The organism is Pseudoalteromonas sp. BSi20495 (assembly GCF_000241185.1).
GTDB lineage: Bacteria > Pseudomonadota > Gammaproteobacteria > Enterobacterales > Alteromonadaceae > Pseudoalteromonas > Pseudoalteromonas fuliginea.
This window is the reverse complement of record NZ_BADY01000010.1, coordinates 64,393-89,623: the sequence shown is the minus strand read 5'-3', so window position 1 is coordinate 89,623 and position 25,231 is coordinate 64,393. Positions and strand designations below refer to the sequence as shown.

General features: G+C 37.3%; 18 protein-coding genes. 2 read left to right on the top strand and 16 right to left on the bottom strand.

Going from position 1 to position 25,231, the window contains the following annotated elements:
- Positions 1 to 27: 27 nt before the first annotated feature.
- Complete coding sequence (locus P20495_RS18690; protein ID WP_007375745.1) at positions 28 to 444, top strand: SufE family protein; 417 nt, start codon at positions 28 to 30, stop codon at positions 442 to 444.
- Here the strand turns inward: P20495_RS18690 and tcdA are convergent.
- The 7 genes from tcdA to P20495_RS18725 are packed head-to-tail and all read right to left on the bottom strand — an operon-like array spanning position 441 to position 7,923.
- Positions 441 to 1,259 (bottom strand): tRNA cyclic N6-threonylcarbamoyladenosine(37) synthase TcdA, encoded by an 819-nt coding sequence (gene tcdA, locus P20495_RS18695; protein WP_008133703.1) that lies wholly within the window; start codon positions 1,257 to 1,259, stop codon positions 441 to 443. The genes P20495_RS18690 and tcdA overlap by 4 nt on opposite strands.
- Complete coding sequence (locus P20495_RS18700; protein WP_007375743.1) at positions 1,260 to 1,940, bottom strand: TIGR01621 family pseudouridine synthase; 681 nt, start codon at positions 1,938 to 1,940, stop codon at positions 1,260 to 1,262. It abuts the gene before it with no gap.
- Entirely contained in the window at positions 1,937 to 2,698 is a 762-nt protein-coding gene (gene kdsB / locus P20495_RS18705) for a 3-deoxy-manno-octulosonate cytidylyltransferase (protein ID WP_008133700.1), read from the bottom strand. The genes P20495_RS18700 and kdsB overlap by 4 nt, the downstream gene beginning before the upstream one ends.
- A complete protein-coding gene (locus P20495_RS18710; RefSeq protein ID WP_007375741.1) occupies positions 2,686 to 2,883 on the bottom strand; it encodes a Trm112 family protein in 198 nt (65 codons plus the stop codon). Before P20495_RS18710 ends, kdsB begins: the two co-directional genes overlap by 13 nt.
- Positions 2,873 to 3,853, bottom strand: coding sequence for a tetraacyldisaccharide 4'-kinase (gene lpxK / locus P20495_RS18715; RefSeq protein WP_008133698.1), 981 nt, complete (start codon positions 3,851 to 3,853; stop codon positions 2,873 to 2,875). The genes P20495_RS18710 and lpxK overlap by 11 nt, the downstream gene beginning before the upstream one ends.
- Positions 3,850 to 5,595 carry a lipid A export permease/ATP-binding protein MsbA gene (gene msbA / locus P20495_RS18720; RefSeq protein WP_033014902.1) on the bottom strand — a complete coding sequence of 582 codons (1,746 nt, stop codon included), beginning with the start codon at positions 5,593 to 5,595 and terminating at the stop codon, positions 3,850 to 3,852. The genes lpxK and msbA overlap by 4 nt, the downstream gene beginning before the upstream one ends.
- Before the next feature lie 60 nt (positions 5,596 to 5,655).
- Positions 5,656 to 7,923: a DNA internalization-related competence protein ComEC/Rec2 gene (locus P20495_RS18725; protein ID WP_008133696.1), complete on the bottom strand. Its 2,268-nt coding sequence runs from the start codon at positions 7,921 to 7,923 to the stop codon at positions 5,656 to 5,658.
- On the opposite strand from P20495_RS18725, the gene P20495_RS20000 reads away from it, so the two are divergent.
- A complete protein-coding gene (locus P20495_RS20000; RefSeq protein ID WP_033014898.1) occupies positions 7,903 to 8,409 on the top strand; it encodes a DUF2062 domain-containing protein in 507 nt (168 codons plus the stop codon). The genes P20495_RS18725 and P20495_RS20000 overlap by 21 nt on opposite strands.
- A gap of 89 nt (positions 8,410 to 8,498) precedes the next feature.
- Here the strand turns inward: P20495_RS20000 and P20495_RS18730 are convergent, their stop codons facing one another.
- The 9 genes from P20495_RS18730 to P20495_RS18770 all read right to left on the bottom strand — a co-directional run bounded on the left by P20495_RS18730 (position 8,499) and on the right by P20495_RS18770 (position 25,145).
- The gene (locus P20495_RS18730; RefSeq protein ID WP_008133695.1) at positions 8,499 to 10,256 is read right to left on the bottom strand and encodes a DUF3466 family protein; all 1,758 of its coding nucleotides are present in this window, start codon (positions 10,254 to 10,256) and stop codon (positions 8,499 to 8,501) included.
- Between the two features lie 11 nt (positions 10,257 to 10,267).
- Positions 10,268 to 12,181, bottom strand: a complete 1,914-nt coding sequence (locus P20495_RS18735; RefSeq protein WP_008133694.1) for an ABC transporter ATP-binding protein — start codon at positions 12,179 to 12,181, stop codon at positions 10,268 to 10,270.
- Between the two features lie 15 nt (positions 12,182 to 12,196).
- A complete protein-coding gene (locus P20495_RS18740; RefSeq protein WP_008133693.1) occupies positions 12,197 to 12,436 on the bottom strand; it encodes a glutaredoxin family protein in 240 nt (79 codons plus the stop codon).
- Positions 12,429 to 14,546, bottom strand: a complete 2,118-nt coding sequence (rlmKL, locus tag P20495_RS18745) for a bifunctional 23S rRNA (guanine(2069)-N(7))-methyltransferase RlmK/23S rRNA (guanine(2445)-N(2))-methyltransferase RlmL (protein WP_008133692.1) — start codon at positions 14,544 to 14,546, stop codon at positions 12,429 to 12,431. The genes P20495_RS18740 and rlmKL overlap by 8 nt, the downstream gene beginning before the upstream one ends.
- 453 nt (positions 14,547 to 14,999) lie before the next feature.
- Positions 15,000 to 15,530, bottom strand: coding sequence for a cell division protein ZapC (locus tag P20495_RS18750; protein ID WP_008133691.1), 531 nt, complete (start codon positions 15,528 to 15,530; stop codon positions 15,000 to 15,002).
- Between the two features lie 117 nt (positions 15,531 to 15,647).
- Positions 15,648 to 16,658, bottom strand: a complete 1,011-nt coding sequence (pyrD, locus tag P20495_RS18755; protein WP_008133690.1) for a quinone-dependent dihydroorotate dehydrogenase — start codon at positions 16,656 to 16,658, stop codon at positions 15,648 to 15,650.
- 119 nt (positions 16,659 to 16,777) lie between these two features.
- A complete protein-coding gene (locus tag P20495_RS18760) occupies positions 16,778 to 21,619 on the bottom strand; it encodes an NAD-glutamate dehydrogenase (RefSeq protein WP_008133689.1) in 4,842 nt (1,613 codons plus the stop codon).
- Positions 21,620 to 21,828: 209 nt separating this feature from the next.
- Positions 21,829 to 24,150: an RND family transporter gene (locus tag P20495_RS18765; protein WP_008133688.1), complete on the bottom strand. Its 2,322-nt coding sequence runs from the start codon at positions 24,148 to 24,150 to the stop codon at positions 21,829 to 21,831.
- Positions 24,150 to 25,145, bottom strand: coding sequence for a YCF48-related protein (locus tag P20495_RS18770; protein WP_008133686.1), 996 nt, complete (start codon positions 25,143 to 25,145; stop codon positions 24,150 to 24,152). Before P20495_RS18770 ends, P20495_RS18765 begins: the two co-directional genes overlap by 1 nt.
- Positions 25,146 to 25,231: the final 86 nt, after the last annotated feature.

The window sequence follows — 25,231 nt, the reverse complement described above, 5'->3', positions numbered from 1 at the left end:
CTTTAATAGAATTAATTAGGATAACTCATGACAAATACGTTTAAAAAAGTCACTGAATCTATAAAAAATGCACCCGCTTGGCAGCAAAAATATCGTGAAATAATGCTGTTGGGTAAAACATTACCTATATTACCAGAATCGCTGAAAATTGATGATGCCCTTGTACCAGGCTGCGAAAGTAAAGTGTGGATGTTTGTAGAGTTTGATTTAACAGAGAGCTCTTTAGTCGTTATAGGTGACTCAGATACACGTATTGTAAAAGGCTTACTAGCCTTAATATTAGCGCTGTATAACGGTTTAACACCAGAGCAGGTAATTAAAATTGATGCGTATGAAGAGTTTGAAAAATTAGGCTTAATTAGTCACTTAAGCCCTTCTCGTGGCAATGGAATTAAAGCCATGATTGAAAAAATAAAAACCATGGCACAACAAAAAGTGCTCTAAGTTCTATCACAATCAAGCGTTGTAAGTAGACGCTGCTTTTTATCCAAATATTTTCGAACAGCTTTTGCCGCAACAAAAAAGCCGAAGCTTCCTGTGATCATAGTCACAGATCCAAAACCGTTATTACAGTCCATATTCATCGAGCCATCAGCACTTTGCTTAGCATGACATACACTGCCATCGCTTCCTGGGTAAACCAATTGCTCTGTTGAGTAAACACAATCAATATTGAACTTACGCTTAGGGTTATTACTAAAATTATACTGCTTGCGCAAAATATAGCGCACTTTTGCAAGTAATGGGTCTTGCGTAGTTTTAGCTACATCACCAAAAGTTATTTGGCTAGGATCTGTTTGCCCGCCAGCACCACCGGTTGTAATTATAGGGAGTTTATTACGTTTACAATGCGCTATTAATGCTGCTTTTTCTTTAACTGCATCAATACAATCAATTACATAATCAAAACCTTGAATATGCTCTTGAATATTATCAAGCGTAATAAAGTCATCTATTACACTAATTTGGCATTCTGGGTTAATAAGCTCGCAGCGCGCTTTCATTGCATCGACTTTAGCTTGACCAATAGTGCCCGTTAACGCATGAATTTGCCTATTTACGTTAGTGGCGCAAATATCATCCAAATCAATCAATGTTATTTTACCAACACCAGTACGCGCAAGTGCTTCTGCTGTCCAGCTTCCTACACCACCAATACCTACTACACAAAAATGTGCTTCTTGAAGCCAATCAAACTGTTGATGACCATATAAACGTTTAATACCACCAAAACGTATATCTGTAACTTTTTCGCTCATTTACCAATCCAGTTGCCATGGCGATTGCCATGCTTGAAAATCTTGATGTTTAATTAACGCCAAATACTCATCACCACTATCGGGTAATAAAGTTAGCTGTATTTGTTCACCTTGCCATAAAAAGCTTAACGCATATGCATGTAAATAGGTACGATTTGATGGCGTGCCTGAATACATTGCATCGCCAAAAATAGCTGCGCCCACACTTTTTAGTGCCACTCTTAATTGATGCGTCTTTCCTGAATAAGGCTTTAAAATATACCCTCTAAATCCTGGCTTATAACTCAGAGAATAGAATCGGGTGATTGCAGGGTTAAGTGTACTCGTTAGTAACTTAAATGAGCCACGGCGAGATTTAGCCATATCGCCTTTAATCCACCCTTGCTTCTTTTTAGGTTTAGCATCACTAATCGCTAAATAAAATTTATTAATCGCATGCTCAGTAAACATAACAGTAAAGGCGGCTGCAGAGGCTTTGTTTCTTGCTAAAATAATAAGCCCTGATGTCACTTTATCTAAACGATGAACGCCATAAAGCTTTTGCGATAATTGTTGTTCGGCTAACACAACAAAACCAGGCCCCTCCTCTGAATGAAAATTAAGACCTGCCGGCTTTTCTAAAATATAAAAATCGTTATGTGTATAAACAACGTTTAATATCTTACTTACTTGCTCACTCACACGTTTTTACTTTTAATATGCGCTATCACTTTAGCTAAGTCATCGGGCGTATCGACACCTGCATGGGGAGCTATTTGAGCTTGTTCTATTTTGATTTTATAACCATGATACAAAACACGTAACTGCTCAAGCGATTCAAGCAATTCAAGTGGTGATACACTCAGTTCTATATATTGTTTAATAAAACCCGCTCTGTACGCATAAATACCTACATGGCGTTGGAACGGTGATAAATTAAGAGCCGTGCTATCATCCATCATTGTATTTCTATCAAACGGTATACTTGCACGAGAGAAATACAGGGCATTTTTATTTATATCACTCACCACTTTAACGGCATTAGGATTAAATACTTCATCACGCTCTTCAATAGCAACACTTAACGTTGCCATTGGTGCTGTTGAATCACTTAATAGCGCAGCAACTTGAGATACGTTTTCTGGTGCAAGTAATGGCTCATCGCCTTGTACGTTAACCACAATTGTATCGTTATCAAGTTTAAGTAAATCAACTACTTCTGCTAACCGTTCAGTACCAGACTGGTGATCTTCGCGAGTCATTACTACGTCGCTAGTAAATAAACTTACTGCATCAAATACTTTTTGATGATCGGTTGCTACAATAACTTTGCTAGCACCTGATAAACATGCTTTTTCGTAAACATGTTGAACCATTGGCTTACCGCATATATCGGCAAGTGGTTTTCCTGGTAGTCGGGTTGATGCAAAACGCGCAGGTATAACAACTACGAATTCCACTTTTCAACCTCTTCTAAAGATAACTCACGCGCTTCATTTTCAAGCAATACTGGAATATCATCTTTTACAGGATAAGCAAGTTTAGCTGCCGTGCTAATTAGTTCGTTATTTTCTCTATCAAAACGTAATTTACCCTTGCCTACTGGGCAAGCAATTATCTCGAGTAGTTTTGTATCAAAGGCCATTGAGTATTCCTTTTTCTTTTAATAATGAATTTAGTTTATTTATAACGCTATCGGTAGGTTGTGCATCTACTGGTAAATAATACCAATTAGGTTTGGCAAAGGACTGACATTTAACGGCGTCTTTTTCGGTCATTATAATGTAATCATCGCCAAACTGGACAAAATCATCGGCTGTATAAGCATAATGATCTTTAAAATGATGAGTCGATAATAACGTAATGCCTTGTGCTTCAAGTGAGTTTTCAAACCGTTTAGGATTACCAATTGCACTTATTGCATGTGCATGAGTCACTGTGTGTTTTACATCATCACTTGAATTAACTAATCGTAAGTTACTTACTTTTAGCGTGTAGCTATTATTAGCCTCACCACCATTTTCAATTACTATATCCACATTTTGTAAGCGTTTAGTTGTTTCGCGAAGTGGCCCTGCTGGCATAACAAAGCCATTACCAAAACGGCGTTCACTATCAACAATACAACACTCAATGCTACGTGGCATTTTATAATGCTGCATTCCGTCATCAGAAATAATGACATCTAGCGTATAGTTATTTTCTAATAAATAGATATTGTGTTGTCTATTAGGACCAACCGCTATTGGGCATTTTAAACGGTGGTATAAAAGTACAGGCTCATCTCCAGCCTGCTGAGCATCAACAAGCTCAGTAACTAACAGCGGGTAATTATCTGATTGCCCACCGTAGCCTCTACTAATAATACCCACTGATAAACCTTGCTCGGTCAAATACTCATACAACCACAAAACAAAAGGTGTTTTACCATTGCCGCCTACACTTATATTGCCGACTACAATAACAGGCGTTTTACACTCAAACGCTTTAATTATTTTAGCGCTGTACAAGCATTTTCGAAATGTCGATACAATCCAAAACAGAGCACTCAATGGTAATAACAATAAAGTAATTAGACCAAATGGTTTATACCAACTTTGTTCTATTTTGCTCACGCCTGATCACCAAACTGCATTTTGCAAAGGGCTGAATACGTACCGTCATTTGCTAATAAGCTATTGTGATCGCCACTTTCTATTACACGACCGTTATCAATAACATAAATTCGATCACTATTTTCAATAGTAGATAAGCGATGCGCAATAACAATTGAGGTTTTGTCTTTCATTAGCGTTTCTAACGCTTGCTGAATAAGCTTTTCAGACTCTGTATCAAGTGCTGATGTTGCTTCATCTAAAATCAAAATAGGTGCATCTTTTAATATTGCACGCGCTATCGCTATTCGCTGGCGTTGACCACCAGAAAGCATTACGCCATTTTCACCTACCATGGTGTTTAATTGCTCTGGAAGATCTTTAACAAACTCCCAAACATGCGCTTGTTTTGCTACTTGTACTAATTCGTCATTAGTTACATCATGCTTTATGCCATAACAAATATTGTTGGCAATCGTATCGTTAAATAACACGACTTGCTGAGAAACCAAAGCAAATTGGCGACGCAAATCTGTTAATTTATAATCCTGCAGGGCTATGCCATCAAGTAATATTTCACTCGGCAGATCTAAATCATAGTAACGTGGTAATAAATTAGAAATAGTTGATTTACCCGAACCTGAGCGCCCTACTAAGGCAATACTTTCACCCGCTTTAATCGTTAGCGACAAATCGTTTAATACGGCTTCATCTTTAGTTGGGTACTTAAAGGTTACATTTTTTACTTCAATTAACCCTTTAACTTTATCAACAGCGACTGTGCCAGTATCTTTCTCTACATTTTCATCAAGTATTAAAAATATACTTTGAGATGCAGAAATGCCACGTTGCATATCGCTATTAACATTAGCCAATTGTTTAAGTGGGCGCAGCAACATCATCATTGATGATATCAAAACAACAAAATCCCCAGAGCTTATAGTATCAATCATAGAAGGCATCGATACCACCCATAAAATAACAGCCATAGCACTTGCGGCGAGTATTTGAATAATGGATACACTTAAGGCTTTTGTCGCATCCATTTTAATGCGCTGCTGACGGTTATGATTATTAATTTTAGAAAATTTATTTATTTCTTGCTCTTGTCCACCAAACCCGTGAATTACTTTATGTCCGCTAAGCATTTGTTCAGAGCTACGTGTAACCTGCCCCATAGCTGATTGGATACTTTTAGAAATATGACGAAAACGTTTCGATACAACCGCTACAATAATAGCGACGAGAGGGATGATGACTAGAAATATAAGTGAGAGCTTCCAACTGGTATAAAACATTACACCAAGTAAAAAGACGACAAAGGCCCCTTCACGTACAACAATAAGTAGCGCTTTAGTTATTGCTTGTTGAACTTGCTCTGTGTCAAAAGTGATTTTTGAAATTAAATCGCCTGTGGAGTTTTTGTCATGAAAAGAAACGGGTAAATGCAATATGTGCTCAAATAACTCTTGGCGTAAAGATCGTACAACTTGTGAACCTACATAGCTCAAACAATACGATGACATAAAATTAAAAATACCACGCCCAATCACCAGTGCAATAACAACAAATGGAGCATACTTTAATACATCGCTATTTCGTTGGTTCAAACCTTCATCAATAAATGGTTTCATTAATTGAATAAATAGCGCGTCCATTCCTGAATAGCCAATCATTCCTATAATAGCGACGAAGGCTACACTCTTATATGCACCGACGTAAGAAATTAACCGTTTATAAATTTGTGTAGTACTTTGATCCATAACACTCTCTTCATACAATTACAGACTCTATTGTATCCTTAGGCACACTAAAACAAAACGTCAATTTTTGATAAACCAGTAACTTTCATCCTCGCGAGCCGCTTTTACTCGAACATTATCATTGTAAAATTCAATACTTATTTGTCCTTGTTGACCTGTCACATATTGAGTTGCATTTATTTTGTCGTAACGATCAACAACCTCCTCCTTCGGGAAGTGCCATTGTCCTTTGTAAGCACTAGAATGAATAACAATTTTAGGATTTACATCACTTATAAACTCATTACTAGACGATGTATCACTCCCATGATGTGGGCTTAGCATAACGGTACTTTTTAAAAAATAGTTCTCTTGCAATAATTGCAACTCTCGTTGTTTAGATATATCACCCGTTAATAAAACACTGTGGGTTTTATCAGCAACACGAATAACGCATGAATCATCATTCTCATTTTTGAAGTTTAACGTTTTAAAGCTTTCAATTTGAAGGCCAAAAATATCTATTTTGGTTACTTCGCAAGTGTCTTGTAAGTTATGGGGATGAAATGTGGTAAAACGAGTTTCGTAGCCTGCTTTTATAAAATGATCTACACCGCCCGCATGATCGTTATCTTCATGACTTAAAATAGCTGTTGATACAGTAAGATTGTTTGACTCAATAAAGGGCAGTAAAATACTACGGGTACGACTAAAACGATTAAAATAACTAGGCCCAAAATCATAAATTAGTGCATGTTTATCTTTTTCTATTAGCACCATTAATCCATGTCCTACATCAAAAACATGTAATTGCCATTTTGGCTTATCCACTATTAAGTAGTTAAACAACATGACACTTAATGGGATACCTGCTAGCCATTTATATGGGGCTAAATAAAAAATCGAAATAGTAATGTATGAAAAAACAACAACAATAGCGTCAATATTACCTATATTTAACCAACGAATATAACTAGGTATTTTCAATAGCCATTCGAATAAATAACTTAAGCTTTCATCAAAAACACTAATAATTATGCCTATATCAAGTAAGCTGCTAATAAATGTGATAATAATTAGACAAGGCATAACGACTAAAGAAAGTAATGGGATAGCAATTAAGTTCAGTACTAAACCAACTAAGCTCACGCCATTAAAGAAGTATAATGAAAGTGGTAATAAACCAATAAATAAAGCAATTTGAACGACAGTTAATGCAACGACCTTATTTAGAAATGATGTATTAAAAATCGGTATTTGCTTAACAACTAGAAATATAATAACCACAGCAATAAACGAGAAATACAGCCCAGCGTTTAATACATTAAAAGGATTAATTATAAGCACAATAACAAGTGCATATAAAATACTTCGCCAACGTAATGGTTGTTTTGCCAAAAAGTAGAGTGCTAAATAACACCCAAGCATGATTAAGGCGCGTGTAGCTGAAACTAAAAAATCACTCAAATATACATAGATAAACGATCCAATAAAGCCAACTAGACTATAAATAACAGACAGGTTTTTAGTCTGCTTACCAGCGTATTTTATTTGTTTAAATAAAAATCGCGTAATTATATAGCAAAAACCAAATATTAACCCGATGTGTAATCCGGATATTGCCAGTAAATGGCTCAACCCCAATGATTGCATTAATTGCTTATCTGTAAAGCTCATTAACGACTTATCACCCGTTAATAGTGCATAATATAGCCATTTAAGTTTTGTATTACTGTAAGTCCTTTTTATATATTCCCTATAATTTATAAGGTGGCTGTGTTTTTTATTACGCGCAACAATAAGTTCTTTATTGAGTATTTTTCCTTTAAAAAATATTCGTTGTGTAAAAGCATATCTCTCGTTATCAAATACATTAAAATTTTTAGTACTTCGAAAGTTTTTTATAGCTATTGTTGCTTTAAAAGTATCACCAACAAAAAGTATTTGTTCAGAATTCACACTCAGCATTGCACTCGGTGCCCTAAAATATGCGTATTGAGCAGTATCAAATTCTATTATTTTTACTCTTATGTATTGAGGTTGCTTATTTGAAATTATATCTTCGACAATTAGCTCAGCTGCATATGCATACTTTTCATCCTGTTTTGGGCTTTCAAAATTATAAAAAGTATAATAATGCAGTGATACACAGCAAATAGCGCAAATAAAGCCTAACAATACATTTAAAAACGGCTTAAAATACAAACTCACAATAAGGACTGATATTGTGAATATTATAAATTCGAGAGTTTGATAATAAAATACGGTTGCGATACAGCCAATTACAAACCCAAGACTTATCCACACTGATGTAAATGGTTGCTTTAAATGGCTAAAAAAACGATCCAAAGATTTTTACCTGATCCAAATAAAATTAGACATCATAAATATCTAAGAATTTTTGGGCACCTTTTGCAAGATGCAAATCTTTGGCACTTAAATAGACGGTCCGCTCGAGGAGCATTTGCTGTTGGGCTATTTTTTGCTTTCATCCCTGTTCCCTTTCAAATGGTCTTAGCCGCAGCTGGAGCTATTGTATTTAGAGTTAACTTACCTATTTCGGTTGCTTTAGTTTGGCTTACAAATCCATTAACTATGCCCCCTATATTCTACGGGTCGTATTTAGTTGGTACATTAATTTTAAACCAGCCAGAGCAACACTTTGCCTTCGAACCTAGCTGGGCTTGGTTTCTAGAAAGTATAGAAACCATTGGACCCGCTTTTTTAATTGGCTCATTGGTATGCGCCTCTATCGCGAGCATAATTGCTTATTTTAGTATAGATATTATTTGGCGACGTTCAGTAGTCAAAGCGTGGGCAACACGCAACAAATAACCAAATATTTATAAGCTCTAATTACTATAGACGAAAAAAAATCCCAACTTAATGAAGTTGGGATTTTTTATGCAAATCACTTTAGTTAATTAAAAACGGAATATACGTCTTATGCCAACTAAGGGTAGTAATAATAATGTGAACCAAGGAAAGCTCGCAGAGTTACGTTCATAAACTTCTGCTTCAGGTGGTGCACAGTTTTCAACTTCACCATTAGCAATAGGAGTTAACTTTACTGCAACTGCGACACTTTCAAATTCAATATTGCCTTCAATATCAGTAACAATTCCACCTAACGAATCACGTTTTTCAACTGTTTTGGTTGCTACACCAAAAATCTCATTATTTTCGTTAATTACTTTAGCTTCAGCCATTGTATAAGCATAATTTGTCTCACCATCAGTTTCATAGCATGGTAATAAGTCATTTAGGTTGGTTATTTTATCTTCGCCAATCTTGTATACAAATGCCTCTTTACGACGTGAGCTATCTGAAACACCTACCTCACCTTCCCCAACAATATAACCTTGGCTATTTATATCATTACCATAAGAACTTGAACTAGAAAAATAGTCATTAGGAAATACCGTATTGCCTGTTGCTATATCATGATAAAAAAACTTATTTCGAAGTGTTCCTTCAATTCGTTTAATAGCATAACCCGTAACAACATCATTATTACTTATTGCTAATGCTTTACCGCCTTGCCAATCATCTTCTTGATTTATAAAATCAACTACCGCACCATCTTTATAATAAACGGGCATGGTTAATATAATGTCATCATCTTTGTAGTATCGCGTATGCGATGAACCTACAGCAACACCATTACTATTAACCGCAAGTGCAGTACTTATAAATGCATCATCTTCAGTTTCACCTTCATCAGGTGTCAGTGCTAAACCAAGTTCTTCGACAGAAGTAATATTTAACGATTCATCAAGTTCCCATTTAACAGCACGCTTATTAAATAAGCCTCGTGAAATATTAGAATTTAATAAATTAACACATACAGATATAGGTTCATCTTCATTATCACAACTATCTTCAATATCATCTTGTATTTCAACTGGTATACTAGTTGAAACGTTACCTACTACAGTATAACCACTATTTGTTTTAATAATGTCGTTAGCGCGGCTTGTGCCGCCATATTCATTGAATTCAGGTTCTAACTCAACACTTATACTGCCATCAGCACTTATTACAATCCCACGCTCTATAAATTCATGAGTGAACCATGTTTCAGCTTCGTCATCTCCATCAGGAGTGAATAAAACTTTATCGTAGGGTGCACTGCCCCAACCAACTGAAACACCATCTTCACTTACAGCATTTAAAAGATTGATAGTTGAACGAGTTAATCCATCATAATCAACAGAAGCTATATCAAAAATCGGTTGTTCAGTAATCTCTGATTCGTTAAATTTAATCCCAACTAAAGAACTCATTTTTTGATATTCAAAGTTAGACGGAATTCCTAAACTCGAATTTGCCAAAAAACTAACCATAAAAGCATGAGCATCAGGATTAGTGCTTACGGCATCATTATTTTCAATGTCATCAAGTGTGAAAGTAATTTCTTTATCACTTAATTTATATGCTGCTTCTGTGCCATCGTAAGCACTTTCAATAACATTTTCAGTAAAATCTATATAGCTTGTATCAATTGGTAAATTATATAAACCATTAGCGACACCAATAATATGGCCGCTTTCACTAACATCGGTAACGTAAGAGTGTTTAGCGTTTTCAGAAGACCCTAACTCAGTTAATTGATATGTCGCACTTATTGCTGAAGTGCTTAATGTCGCTAAAATACTGGCAGCGAGTAATTTATATTTCATTTTAGTCCTTACTACTGATTCTGTAATTCTTCAAGTTCTTCCCAGCGCTCAAGGGCAGCTTCAAGGTCAGACTCAAGTTGTGCTAAATGGTTCAATGCTTTAGTTGTTACATCACTCTCTTGTTTAAAAAAGTCTGCGTCACTCACTACAGCTTGTTGAGCTTCAATTTCAGCTTCTAGTTTTTCCATTTTATTCGGTAGTTGCTCTAATTCAAGTTTTAATTTGTAAGAGAGTTTATTTGTCTTAGCTGCAGGTTTGGCAGCTGGAGTTACTACTTTTTCAACTTTTTTTACTGGTTGTTGCTGAATTCTTTTTTCTTGTTCAGCTAAGTAACTAACATAGGCTTCGTAGTCGCTATAACCACCAACGATATCTGTTACTTTACCATTGCCTTCAAATGCCCATACACTAGAACATGTATTATCAATAAATTCTCGGTCATGGCTTACAATCAGCACTGTACCTTGATATTGATTAATAATGTCCTCTAGTAACTCTAACGTTTCAATATCCAAGTCATTCGTTGGCTCATCAAGAACAAGTATATTAGATGGTTTTAAAAACAGTTTAGCTAATAGCAGTCTATTTTTTTCACCACCAGAGAGTGCTTTAACCGGTGTACGAGCGCGTGCTGGCGGGAATAAAAAGTCTTGCAGATAACCTAAAACATGACGTGAACGACCGCCCATCATCACTTCTTGTTTACCTTCGGCAACGTTATCTTGAACTGTTGCTTCTTCGTCAAGTTTTTCACGGTACTGATCAAAGTAAGCAAATTCTAAATTAACACCTTGCTTAGTTATGCCGCTATCTGGTTCTAAATCACCAAACATTAGTTTTAATAGTGTTGTTTTACCAATACCATTTGGACCTACTAAGCCGATTCTGTCACCACGCATAACAAGTGTCGAAAAATCATCAGCAATAACTTTGTCTTTAAATGCATGGCAAAGGTGCTGAGCTTCAAATACTAATTTACCAGAGCGGTCTGCTGTTTCAATATTAAAGTCAGTTTTACCAACTTGATCAACACGTTGTTTGCGCTCATTACGTAGCTGCTTTAACTCTCTAACACGCCCTTCGTTACGTGTTCTACGCGCTTTAACACCTTGGCGAATCCACGTTTCTTCTTCTGCTAAGCGCTTATCAAATAATGCATTTTGCGCTTCTTCTACTTTTAAATCATGCGCTTTTTGCTCTAGATAAGTCGCGTAATCACCTGGGTACGAAATAAGTTTACCGCGATCTAAATCTAAAATACGCGTAGCAACAGCACGAATAAACGCACGGTCATGTGATATAAATACAATGCCGCCTTTAAATTCTTTTAAAAACTGTTCAAGCCACATGACACTTGCCATGTCTAAATGGTTTGTCGGCTCATCTAGTAGCAATAAATCAGGCTCACTTACAAGTGCACGCGCAAGTGCCACTTTGCGTAACCAACCACCAGAAAGGGACTCAAGTTTAGCCTCTGGCGTTAGCTCTAATTGTGTTAAGACTAATTGAATTCGGCTATCAAAGCACCAGCCATCAGCGGCTTCAAGTTGGTTTGATAAACGTTCAAGCTTGTTTAATAACTTATCAGTACACTGTGTTTGCAATTCGTTACTAACATGATGAAAATCAATGAGTAAGTTAGCAATTTCTGGCATACCTTGCGCAACGTAATCAAATACAGTGCCACTTGCACCTTTTGGTGGATCTTGCTCTAAGCGAGAAATTCGAATGCCACCGAGTTGATTTATTTCGCCATCATCTAAAACAACTTGTCCATCAAGTACTTTTAGCAGCGTTGACTTGCCCGCGCCATTTCGACCAACAACACACACTCTTTCGCCACTTTCTATAACCGCATCTGCTTTGTTAAGCAAAGCATGTGTACCAAAAGCAAGTTGTGCTTTTAAAATTCTTATTAAATCCATAGTTCTTATTTGCTCTTATTCTGCTTGTGCTAAAAATTCGCGCACAGAGTGTAAGGTAAAAGGCCAATATAATTTCTCGCCTTTTTCACTTTTTAATACAGGAATAGTAATTTGATACTCAGCAATAAGCTGCTCATCAGTCATAATATCAATGAGTAATAACTCACTAGCATCACGAAGTACTTCAGTGATAAGTTGCTCAGCTTGCTCGCACAAGTGGCAACCATCAGTATGATATAAAATCCATTTAGCCATGCGTAATTAGCCAGCTATTATGGATTTTTTTATTACGTTTGAAGTCTGGTGATAGTGTTTTATCTGAGATATTAACGGCTTTTAAGCCTAAACCAATCAGGCCAACTTCATCCATTACAAAACCACGTTTGTTATTAGAGAAAATCAAAGTACCTGATGGACTTAAGATCTTTTTAACCCACGTTAATAATTTAATGTGATCGCTTTGCACATCAAACGCGTCTTTCATACGTTTTGAGTTTGAGAACGTTGGAGGGTCTAAAAATATCAAATCATATTGTGCTGTTGCATGCTCTAACCACTTTAAACAATCTGCTTGTTCAAAACGGTAACGTGTATTACTGATATTGTTTAAATCGAAGTTATCTTGGCCCCATTTCAAATAGGTTTTAGATAAATCAACTGTTGTAATTGCTTTAGCGCCACCAAGTGCAGCATGCACAGAGGCAGTACCTGTGTATGCAAACAAGTTTAAAAAGCGTTTATCTTTTGCATTTTCTTGAATATAACGACGCATTAAACGGTGATCTAAAAATAAACCTGTGTCTAAGTAGTCGAATAAATTAACTTTAAACTTAGCACCAAACTCTTCAACTACCATAGTTCGGTTTTGTTTAGACATAGCGGTATACTGGTCTTCACCCTTTTGCTTTTTACGCACTTTTACAGCAATATTTTCAGGTGAGATATCAAGTTGTTGCGAAGTCAATGTTATTACGTCTTGCAGGCGTTTTTCTGATGTTTTTTCATCAATTTCTTTAGGCGCTGCATATTCAAAAATAACCGCTGAATCACCGTAAATATCTACAGCAACATTGTACTCAGGTATATCCGCTTCATAAACACGATAAGCGTCTACTTTATTTTGTTTAAGCCAGTTTTTTAAGCCTTGCTTATTCTTTTTCAATCTATTTGCGAATGACGTAGAGCCTTCAAAATTAAGCGCTTTTTTATCATCGGTGGTCAAACTTACTTGCTTATCATCTAATTGATATAAGTTAAGTTCAACATCAAGTGGGCCATTTTTAAACTTATAACGCTTAAGACGCACAAGTTTTAAAAGTTTAAATAAGCTCTCGTCCATACCCAGTAAGGCAAGTTTCCAATGATTAAAGTGCTTTTTAAAGCCAACACCTAAATTACGGTGTAAATCAACAAGCTCAGCCATAGAACCAATACGCTCACCGTAAGGTAAGTTTGAGATTACAACACCCGGTAATTTTGCAACAGCAGTAAGTTTAGTGGCATCACTTTGCTTAAACTTAATAACATCATCAAGCTCAGCACGTTTGGCATTATCAATCGCTTTATTCAAAACTTGTTCATCGTAATCGTGGCCAATTAACCACAATTTAGGATCGGTAATGTTAGCAAGTAACTCTTCTTTAAGTTCTTTAAACTTAGCGGCTCTAAAACTGGGTAAACGTTCAAAAGCAAAGCCTTCACGGAATAATCCCGGCGCTTCGTTTCGTGCCATGCCGGCCGCTTCGATTAAAATAGTACCCGCACCACAACATGGATCGAATAAAGGCTGTTTTACATTATCAAGCCAACCACTTCGCTTAATTAGTGCAGCCGCTAAATGCTCTTTAATTGGCGCTTTACCTTGACCTTGACGGTAACCACGTTCAGACAAACGAGGGCCAGAATAGTCAATATACATAGAAACGCCGTAACGATTTAGTCGTGCAACAACACGTACGTTAGCGTCTTGCTTATCAACGTTGGGACGCTGCTCGTATAAATCATTAAAATAATCAACAATCGCATCTTTTATTACAAGACCCGAAAATTGTGTGTTTTTTAATGAGTCATTGGTACCGTTGAAGTCGACAGCGAATGTTTGAGTAGGTCCAAACCACTCTTGCCAAGGTTGCGATCGCGCAAAATTATACAGGCTATTTTTGTCATCTACGCCTTCTTTTTCTTCAATAAGCATAAGCACACGCGTTGCAAAACGACTTGATAAACAAACCTTTTGCGCCAGTAATGAGTCAGCCTCAAAACGAACAGAACCAACAGTTTGCTTAGACACAGTTGCGCCAAGCTCTGTTAGTTCATCAACCAATAAATTTTCGATTCCGATAGAAGTAAGTGCGATAAATTGCAAAGTAATAACCCTTAATAGCTAATTGCGCAGGATTATAACATAGGTTGAGTGACAAACACGCCATAAAGACACGCTTAAAAACTTAAATTTGATGAGGGTCTGTTGAACTTTCAAGGTTGAATTTGCAGCAGTCTGTTTGGTATTTAGGCAAGGCAGAGCCTATGTAGTGTGGTTATTCCCCATAAATGGGCGATAACGTAGCATTAATGCCAAACAGGCGCTGCCCAAAGGGTTCTTCCTAGGGGATATTTACTCTTTGTTGCCTACATGGATGTAGGTAAGGGGCGTGAGCAGGACGCGGAAGCTTTGCTCGGTTTTTACTTATTCTTACATGGATGTAAGCCAGTAGGATAACGCAGAAGCAGTTACCGAGCCCACTAGGTTACAAATCTCGCGCTGCGATTAAATAGCCCCTAGTTTGAACAAATTTCAATCCGCAAAGATCAGCAGACCCTAGGCGGTTTGACTTTGGTATTGCTGATTTAGAATGGGGTGGACTCGATTATTCAAAATACGGATTACTTCAAATTGTGCTAAAGATAAATTTTCGTCTAATTTAAAGGTTTCGCTTAAATTTAAGCAAATAGATGCATCAGAGCAGTGCTCTACAATTAAGAAATCACCCGATTGTGCTTTAGATGTTAATTTTACTATTGCCTCTACACTAGGCTCTGTTCCAGTGTACTCTTCAAAAAACCAGCTTTTCGATAAAACGGGTTTTAAGTGATATTTAACAGCGGTTGCATTTAGCGATATTTGACAAATTTGAGCAGCAGACCACAATTCAAACCCATCTAAATAGTTATAAACTTGTTCATAAAATGCAGCATCTTCTAAACTAAAACGTGGATTTTTAAAAACAGAATCGGTGAGTTGTCTTAACTTATAGGGCGTACATAATTGCATGTCGTCATTTAAATCAAGTAACAAACGATTTTTATTAGGACAAGTAATCCACTGCCATTGCTTTGATGCTTGTAACATTTACTCCTCCTTGGGTATGTTGAATAATTATTACTCACAGTATAACCGCTTTTGACCACTTTTAAAATGCTTGCTTAGAACATTTATCGAACGATCAAAAGCTTAGATAACTGATCCTTATAAGCCGTTAACGATCGTCTTTACCAATTGTGGACCTTTGTAGATGAACCCAGTATAAACTTGAACTAAATTTGCGCCTGCATCTAACTTTTCTTTTGCAGATGTAGCATCGTCAATACCGCCTACTCCGATGATTGGCAACTTACCTTGTGTTAAGCGTTTCAATTCACTCACTACCTCTGTAGAGCGCATTCTAACAGGATGACCTGATAAACCGCCGGCTTCTTCTGCATATTGCTGGCCCATAACTGCAGCTCGCTCAAGCGTGGTGTTGGTGGCAATTACACCATCGATTTTATTATTTAAAAGTGATTCACTTACTTGCTCTATTTGTATTTGATCTAGATCCGGCGCAATTTTTACCAGCATCGGAACTTGCTTATTGTGTTTAGCTGCTAGATCAAGTTGCTCGCTTTTAAGGCTTTGCAGTAAATCATCAAGCGCTGCACCATATTGTAAATCACGAAGTCCAGGGGTATTTGGTGATGAAATATTTACCGTAATGTATGAGGCATGCTCAAATACTTTACGCATACAATAAATGTAGTCATCTTTACCTTGCTCATTAGGTGTATCTTTATTTTTACCAATATTGATACCGAGTATCCCACTGTACTTTGCCGCTTTTACGTTAGCGATTAAGTTATCAACGCCTTTATTATTAAACCCCATGCGATTAATAATTGCATTTGACTCTGGCAACCTAAAAATACGAGGTTTATCATTACCCACTTGAGGGCGCGGTGTAACCGTACCGACTTCGATAAAACCAAAGCCCATTTGGCTAAATGCATCTATACATTCAGCATTTTTATCAAGCCCTGCAGCAAGCCCAACTGGGTTTTTGAATTCAAGGCCTAAAAAATTAACTGGTTTGTCTGCAATACTTTGCGACCAAGCGGCACTTAACGGCGTGTTAGCGAAGCGACGTAGGTTACTTAGAGCAAACTCATGCGCCCACTCCGCATCACGGGTAAACATAAAACGGCGAGCTAAATCGTAAAACATGAATATAATCCTCTATTAAAATACAGACAAAAAAATACCTCAGACAAGGCTGAGGTATTGTATAACAAAATAATCAATTCATTTATTTTTTGTGAAATAAAAACAAATGAAAGGCTAAATTATTTTCCTGAAGTATTACAATTATGGCTCAATAACATTAATTCACGAAGTGCTACAGAGAACTTAGCAAAATCATGACTTTGTGAAGTTTTAAATTCAGCCAACATCTGTTTCCAACGAAGTAATAATAACTCTTGGTTATCCATCCATTCATCTATTTGACTATCAACATCTTTTTCATCAGCTTCAAAGCTATTTAATACTACTTCAGCTAACGTACGTTGTTGCCAATCTAGCTCTTCACGGTAAGAAGAACGAGCAAGCGCTTGCCAATGGTTTGCAACCGGTTGATGGGTAATTTGATCTAAGAACCAATGCAGACCCATTCGCGCACCAAGTTTAAAGTACGTATTAGATACCATTGAGATACCTCGGCCCGAACTATTCGCAATTTCCGCTAAGTCCATTACCGAGAACAAACTTGATAATGCCACAATTCGCTTAGCGATAGCTTCCGGTACACCACTTTCAATTAGCTTATTAGCTTCTTGTACTATGCGATCATTTTCTTTCTCAACGATATAAGTATTTAAGTTTTCACTTAAATCTTTGAATGTTGGTGCAAAATACTCAATTCCTTGCTCAATCGTTTGCGCCTTATTACGATGACGTAAGAACCAACGTGTAGTTCGACGCACAGTACGACGAAGTTGGTAAAGCATCTCAGTTTGTACAGCTGCTGGAATCTTATTATCTAATGCGCTTATAGAAGACCATGTATCGCGCATTTCAAAAATTTCACTGGCAATTGAATAACACATTGCTATTTCAGCTTCGCTTGCGCCAGTTTCTTCATGCATACGTACCATGAAGTTTAAACCCATATCATTAACGATATTGTTAGCAAGTTTAGTTGCAATAATTTCTTTACGAAGTGGATGGTTGTTCATCGCATCGTTAAACTTCTCACGTAATGGCCGTGGAAACGATTTAACGAGCAGCTGGCGGTAATATGGGTTTTCAGTAATTTCATCACTTACTAAAGACTCTTTTAATACCATTTTAGCGTAAGACACGAGCACTGAAAGCTCAGGGCGAGTTAAGTCTTTACCTGCGGCTGCACGTTCTGCCAATTCTTCATCACTAGGAATGAACTCGATAGCACGGTTTAGCTTGCCGTCTTTTTCAAGCGCATGAATAAAACGTATTTTTTCTTTAAGAGTAGACGTGCCCTTCGATTGCGTAATTGAAATCGTATGCGTTTGGCGATAACAATCTTTAAGCACTAATTCAGAGACTTCATCAGTCATTGAATAAAGTAGCTCATCACGTTGTTTACGGGTTAAATCACCTTCCGCAACTAAGCCATTAAGTAAAATTTTAATGTTAACTTCGTTATCAGAACACGCAACACCCCCTACGTTATCGATAAAGTCAGTGTTGACACGCCCGCCTTTTGCTGCAAACTCTATACGGCCAAGTTGAGTTGCGCCTAAGTTACCGCCCTCACCTATAATTTTTGCACCCAACTCATTACCATTAATGCGAAGTGCATCGTTTGCACGATCTCCAACATCTGCATCAGTTTCTTTAGAGTTTTTAATGTACGTTCCGATACCGCCATTCCACAGTAAATCGAAGTTCATCATTAATGATGCTTTCATTAATTCGTTTGGTGTCATACTTGCTTTTTTAGTGCCAAGCATTTTTTTCATTTCAGGGCTTAATGTTATTGATTTAGCCGCGCGAGAAAAAATACCTCCACCTGCAGAAATAAGGTCTTTGTTATAATCTTCCCAAGATGAGCGCGGCATATTAAATAGACGTTCGCGCTCTGGGTAAGATGTCGCTGCATCTGGGTTAGGATCAATAAAAATGTGCATATGATTAAATGCAACTTGTAAACGAATATGTTTAGACAACAACATACCATTACCAAACACATCCCCTGCCATATCGCCTATGGCGACCACTGTAAAGTCGGTAGTTTGACAATCGATATCCATTTCACGGAAATGACGCTTAACTGATTCCCATGCACCTTTAGCAGTGATACCCATTTTCTTGTGGTCATAACCAACAGAACCACCTGAAGCAAACGCATCACCTAGCCAGAAGTTATATTCATTCGCAATACCATTTGCAATGTCTGAGAAGGTGGCTGTCCCTTTATCAGCCGCAACTACTAAGTAAGCATCATCTTCGTCATGACGAACAACATCTCGAGCTGGCACTATTTCACCACGTTCAATGTTATCTGTAATATCTAATAAGCCGCGAATAAATATTTTATAACATTCTTGGCCTTCTTTTATAAACGCTTCGCGTTCAGTCGGTAGCTGTTTACATACAAAACCACCTTTAGAGCCAACAGGTACAATTACTGTATTTTTAACTTGTTGCGCTTTTACCAGACCAAGGACTTCTGTACGGAAATCTTCACGACGATCAGACCAACGAAGTCCACCACGAGCCACCTTACCATAACGTAAATGCACGCCTTCAACACGTGGGGAGTAAACAAAAATCTCAAATGCAGGAAGTGGCAATGGTACATCAGGAATTAGACTAGGTTGAATCTTAAATGAGACATAAGATTTAAACTGACCTTGTGCATCTTTTTGATAATAATTAGTACGAAGCGTTGCAACAATCATATCAACGTATAAACGTATAATTCGGTCATCATCAAGGTTGGCAACATTTTCAAGTTCTAGGTAAATTTGTGCTATTAATTTCTCAAGTGTTTTAGCACTAGCCGGGGCTTTAATTGAGAACTTTTTAGCGAACAAATTAACTATTTGCGCAGCAATATTTGGGTAATTAGCAAAAGTACTTTCAATATACGTTTGCGAGAACGTAACACCAATTTGACGCATATATTTAGCATAAGCACGTAAAATAGAAGCTTCACGACCTGCTAGGCCACCCATTAAAACTAAACGGTTAAAACCATCGTTTTCTAGACGGTTGCCCCAAACATTTGTTAATGCAGCGCGAAAACGTGCTGAAATTTTATCAAAGTCAGCCATTCCTTTGCTGTCTATTAGCATAGAAAAATCCATGATCCAATTAATACGACCATCACTGGTTTTAACTGAATATGGCGTTTCGCCAACAACACGTAGACCAAAGTTTTCAAGCATTGGCATAACATCAGATAAATGAATTGGCTCATCTTTATGGAATAAGCTTAATCGTACAATATTGCTATTAGCTTCTTCTTGTGGACGATAAAACAACATTTCTAGTTTATTTTCGTCGGTCAATAATTCTAGTTTTTCAATATCTACAACTGCGGCACTGGGAAGCACTTCATCCTTATATGAACGTGCAAACGCATTACAGTATTTACGGTTTAAATCGTTACCGCGTGCTTCACCAGCTGATTCTAAAAGCGCAGACTGCAACTTGTCTTCCCAAGTACGCGCAGCTTCTATTAAATTATTTTCGATGTCTTTCACGTTATATTCAATATTGTTATCGGTCACACGAACAGTGTAATGGGTACGCGCCAGTGTTGACTCAGAAAAGTAAGTAGTAAATTCGACTTTGTTGTCAGAATTAAATGCGTTGCCTAAAATATCTTGCGTTTCACGACGAAGCGCTGTGTTGTAACGTTCTCGAGGAACATAAACCATACATGAGAAAAATCGGCCGTAAGCATCTTTACGAACGAATAAGCGACACATGTCACGCTCTTGTACTTGTAAAACCCCCATGGCAACTTCAAGTAGTTCGTTTTCACGCGCTTGAACTAGCTCGTCGCGGGGATAGGTTTCTAAAATATTTAAAACCGCTTTGTAAGCATGCGTGCCTTTAGCAAAGTCACATATCTCCATGATGCGGTTAATCTTACTCTTTAATACAGGGACATCCGCGGCGCTATTATTATAAAAACTTGAAGAAAACAACCCAATAAAACGGTCTTCGCCAATTACATTCCCTTCATCGTCAAAACGTTTTATACCAACATAGTCAATATAAGCGGGGCGATGTACACGAGAAAGTGAATTGGTTTTTGTTAAAATTAATAAATTACTGCTACGCGCTTCTTGGCGTGCTACTTCTGGTAATTCTGATAATAATCGTGTGTGTTCTTCAGTTGAATTTTTCATCAAGCCAAGGCTAGTGTCCATTTTGCCTTTTAATTGGTAGTCACCTTGCACAGGGCTTAATTCATATTCGCGATAGCCCATTAGTGTAAAATTATCTTTAACTAACCAATCTAAAAACTCTACCGTTTCGGCAACTTCGTTTTCATTTTTATTGTGGCGACGCTTAGGTAGCTCTTTGGTGACCGCAATTAATTTTTTACGAATAGGCTGCCAATCTTCAACTGCAACGGATACATCAACGAGTACTGATTCTAATTCTTTTTTGAAAGACTCAATTACAGAGGAATCTGTTTGACGATCAATTTCAATAAAGAAAACCGTTTTAGTCGACGTCGATTCTTGCTCTGCTTTTAAATTAGATAAACCCGATATTTTCGTGTTTTTGTCACGTTGAATTTTAAGTGGGCTATGAAGTAATAAGTGAGAGGCGATATTTTCACGAGTCATGGCCATACGCACTGAATCTACTAAAAAAGGCATATCTTTAGCAATAATTTCAACAATTGTATGCGATGACTGCCAGCCATCTTTAGCCACTTCGGGATTGAAAACGCGGATAACAGCATTATCAGTTGTATTCTTTTCTAGCGAATTCCAAAGGCTTAGTGCAGCGCCATATAAGTCACTATCGTTACGATTAGCCAAATCCTCTTTAGACATGTTGCTGTACAAGGCTTTGGCAAATTTTTCAACGAGTAACACATTATCAGCGTGAACTTTTTTTTGGATCAGCTTACAAACATTATCTAGGATAACCGAGGCTTGGCCTTCATTTCGTGTCATTGTATGTTCCTTAATCTATTACTGCCTAGTGGCAGAATATTTGTACAGCCATTTATTAGCGTGGAGTCAGTTAAATTCTAACCCTTTTACAGCTAATAAACAGCCTTTTCGATGAAAACATTTTAAGCTTTTCAGCTATTTGGTCATCTATTCACAAATTATAGATATAAATGGCCATTACTGGCCATTAAGGAGCAAAATTATTCACTTTATTTCTTCTGGTCAGTCCAGAGTAAGCTTCCAATCGCAGGTAATAACAGTACTGCACCTAACATATTTACTAAAAACATGAAGGTAAGCAGTATTCCCATGTCTACTTGAAATTTCAAATCAGAGAAAATCCATGTGCTAACACCAATTGCAAGCGTAATACCCGTAAATAACACGGCACTACCACGTTCAACCAATGCATTGCGATAAGCAACACTCAGTGGCACGTTTTGTTTAAGCTGCCCCATCATTGATGACAGGATATAAATGCCATAATCAACACCAATACCGACTCCTAAAGCAATCACCGGCAATGTAGAAACCGTTAAGCCTATTTCTAGTTGAACCATAAGTGCTTGTGCAAGTGTTGATACAATATAAAGTGGTAATACCACGGCTATTGTTGCTTTTAGGCTTCTGAAACTTAGTAAACATAAAATAATTACTGCACCATAAACGTATATCATCATTGGTATTTGTGCTTCAGATACTGACTCATTTGTTGCAGCCATTACCCCAACCGGCCCTGACGCTAATTTAAAGGCTAATTTATCAGTGCCCTCTTCTATTGAAAACTGTTTAACGTTTTCAATTACGCGGTCAATCGTTTGTGCTTTGTGGTCATCTAAAAAGATAATAACAGGCATAACAGAACAATCACCATTGAGTAAACCCGTACTCGTTTCTACTCTTGAAGTGGATTGCACTAAACTAGCAGAATTTCGTGGAAGACTTTGCCACTTAAGGTTACCTTCGTTATAGCCTGCATTCACTGACTGCGCAACGGAACTCAAACTAACAACTGATTGCACGCCGGCTACATTTTCAACTTTATATTGAAAGCGACTAATACGCTCCATAACATCATGTTCAGTACACGCTGCAGGATAGGCCTCAACAATGACCTTTAAAATGTCAGATGAAATTGTATATTTATCTGATATTAAGAAAGTATCTTGATTATAGCGAGCGTCTTGATGAAGGGAAGGTGCTCCGGCATGTAAATCACCTATGCGCATTTTATCTGCTTGCCAATAGCCCAAAGCAAATAACACCAAAGTAAAGCCTATAATCATTTTAGCAACTTTAGGATCGGTTGCTTTAACGAGTATGTCACGAATCGCATCAAGCAGATTTGGTTTATCCGCATCACCTGATTGAATATGCACACTGCCTTCAAATTTCATGTAAGAAGCCCAAACAGGCAATAAAATTAAATTAGTAAATATAATAACCGCAACACCTAAACTGGCTGTTATTGCCAGCTCACGGATAATACCAATATCAATGGTCAATAATGTTAAAAAGCCAACAGTGTCTGATAAAAGTGCAATACCACCTGGAATAAGTAACGTTCTAAAACTTGATTGACAGCAAATCCTAGTACTTTTCCCTTCACCTACTTTTTTGCCTATTGCATTGATCATCTGCACACCATGACTTACGCCAATAGCGAAGACTAAAAATGGCACCAAAATAGACATAGGATCAAGGCCAAACCCTAAACTTGAAAGCAGGCCTAATTGCCAAATAACGGCAATAATAGAACACGCGATAGGCAAAATAGTTAGCTTTAAACTGCCACAAAATAGCCAAACCATAATAAAGGTAAAGGCGATAGCAATGGCAAAAAATACGACTACCCCTTTTGCGCCTTCAGCTATATCACCAGCCATTTTTGCAAAGCCAATAATATGAATACTTACTTTGTCTGTACTTAAAGGCTCTCTTAAATCACTTTCTAGCTTTTGTGCAAAAGCTAATGTGTCTAATTTTTGTTGTGTTTGAGGATCTGTTTCTAAAAGTTGAGCCGTTACCATCGCGCACGAATAATCGCTGGCAATCATACGCCCTACAACTTTTGCTTTTTCAATGTTTTCCTTTACTACACCTAAACCACGCGTATCTGCTTTAAAGTTTGCAGGAATAATTGGACCACCTGCAAAGCCATCTTCGACTACTTCAACAAAACGAGCGCTGGGGGAGAATATAGAATTTACTAATGGACGGTTTACTCCAGGTATAAAATAAAGCTGATCATGAACCGCTTTTAGCTGAGTAAAAAATTCTGGATTAAATATATTACCACTGTCGTCACAGACTGAAATAAGAATACTGTTTGCACCACCAAACTGCTTTTCATGCTTGGTATACACTTTCATATAATCGTGGTTTAACGGGATATTTTTATTAAACGATGCATCAAGTTGAATTTGCGTTGCTTTAAATACAAGTAAGCACGTTATGAGTGCAAAGCTTATAAGCATGATTAAGCGATGTCTAAAAATCGCTTTTTCTATTACATCTAAAATCTTATGCATTAAGGGGTCAACTCCTTCACTTTAATGCCATCTTCTGTAGCCATGATTAGGTTATTATTTATAATCACACCATCAAGTATTGCTTTACCATCAGCGAGTTGCTCGTGAGTAAGTAACCCATCTTGTAAATGAAAAATAACTCCACTGTTGGCCAGCATTAACCATTGTTCATTGTTATAATTAATGATGCTGTTAACGGTTGCAGCTTTTACATTTTCTAAATGCTGCCACTCTTGCTCCCCTCGTTGTTTCGTAAATACGTTACCGCGTAGACCTGCAACAACTTCTTGTTGTTCATCTGAATTAAACGCAAAAAAGGAACCAGGGTAAATTTCTTCTAAACGTTCCCAAGTAACACCATTGTCAGAACTTCTGGCCATTAACCCCATTTCACCAACGATTATTAATCCGTTAGTCGTTTTTTCTATACGATTAAAATGCGGTAAAATTGAAGCTGTTTCAGCCTCATAACCTTCAGGATCATTTTCTTTTAAATCATTTAAATAATCGCGATCATCACTAAATAACAAAGAGTCTAAAAAACGCTTTTGCCAATGCTTTCCACCATCTGTGGTGTGGTAAAACATACCATATGCGCCAACGGCAAAGCCTTGTAAATCATTTTCAAATAAAATATCTAAACACGGTTTATCTAATTCAGGTTTTACTTGTTGTAATTGCCAATTAAGACCACCATCAGTGGTATTAATAATTGTTGCATCGTGGCCACACGCCCATCCATTATTTTCGTTACTAAAATCAACGGCAGTTAAGAGCACTTGAGTTGGAACTAGCTCAGCTTGTTGCCATGAATCACCCGATGTACTTTTAATAACAGTACCGTGTTTACCAACAGCAATTAAGCCATTACCCGTGTTAGTTATATCGGTGAGTAAGGTTTTAGCTGCATTTGTTGCACTGATTGCATTGTTAGGGGCTTCTTGTGCAACACTCGCACCGCTTATTATCAGGCTGGCATATACCAAATACTTCATAAATTTTAATCGCCTTGTACGAGAGAGTTGTTTGTCTTTTTACTAGGGAGTGCGTTGCGCGCTGTAAGACAAACGCGATGAGAAAG

Coding starts and splice junctions, on each gene's coding strand:
- P20495_RS18710 (WP_007375741.1), bottom strand. CDS start 2,883: ATGGCCTTTGATACAAAACTACTCGAGATAATTGCTTGCCCAGTAGGC.
- P20495_RS18740 (WP_008133693.1), bottom strand. CDS start 12,436: ATGGCTAAATGGATTTTATATCATACTGATGGTTGCCACTTGTGCGAG.
- pyrD (WP_008133690.1), bottom strand. CDS start 16,658: ATGTTTTACGATTTAGCTCGCCGTTTTATGTTTACCCGTGATGCGGAG.
- P20495_RS18765 (WP_008133688.1), bottom strand. CDS start 24,150: ATGCATAAGATTTTAGATGTAATAGAAAAAGCGATTTTTAGACATCGC.
- P20495_RS18760 (WP_008133689.1), bottom strand. CDS start 21,619: ATGACACGAAATGAAGGCCAAGCCTCGGTTATCCTAGATAATGTTTGT.
- tcdA (WP_008133703.1), bottom strand. CDS start 1,259: ATGAGCGAAAAAGTTACAGATATACGTTTTGGTGGTATTAAACGTTTA.
- P20495_RS18770 (WP_008133686.1), bottom strand. CDS start 25,145: ATGAAGTATTTGGTATATGCCAGCCTGATAATAAGCGGTGCGAGTGTT.
- msbA (WP_033014902.1), bottom strand. CDS start 5,595: ATGGATCAAAGTACTACACAAATTTATAAACGGTTAATTTCTTACGTC.
- P20495_RS18735 (WP_008133694.1), bottom strand. CDS start 12,181: ATGGATTTAATAAGAATTTTAAAAGCACAACTTGCTTTTGGTACACAT.
- P20495_RS18730 (WP_008133695.1), bottom strand. CDS start 10,256: ATGAAATATAAATTACTCGCTGCCAGTATTTTAGCGACATTAAGCACT.
- P20495_RS20000 (WP_033014898.1), top strand. CDS start 7,903: ATGGCTAAAAAAACGATCCAAAGATTTTTACCTGATCCAAATAAAATT.
- P20495_RS18690 (WP_007375745.1), top strand. CDS start 28: ATGACAAATACGTTTAAAAAAGTCACTGAATCTATAAAAAATGCACCC.
- P20495_RS18750 (WP_008133691.1), bottom strand. CDS start 15,530: ATGTTACAAGCATCAAAGCAATGGCAGTGGATTACTTGTCCTAATAAA.